General features: G+C 29.3%; 1 protein-coding gene. It reads left to right on the forward strand.

Going from position 1 to position 246, the window contains the following annotated elements; translation table 11 throughout:
- Positions 1 to 246 (forward strand): hypothetical protein (locus tag SB749_RS20425; RefSeq protein WP_410711919.1); only part of this gene is annotated, 246 nt, incomplete at both ends.

Here is a 246-nt window from a genome sequence, read left to right on the forward strand (position 1 = left end):
GTGTTAAATAATCTAAAGCTTTTCTTTTACTATATTTTACTTTCTAAGCTCCCATCGGCACGTTTTACATTTATCTTCTCTAATATAAGAGTTTGGTATCTCCATAATATTCTGAAGATTTTAGATAAAAATGGTAATCAATCAATGGTTGGTTCAAATGTATATATTGGTCGGGCGAATAAAATAAAAATAGGGCAAGGCGCAAGAATTAATGAAAATGTTTATTTAGAAAGTGTGAAAATAGGC

The organism is Brevibacterium sp. SIMBA_078 (assembly GCF_046534565.1).
Taxonomy (GTDB): domain Bacteria; phylum Actinomycetota; class Actinomycetes; order Actinomycetales; family Brevibacteriaceae; genus Brevibacterium.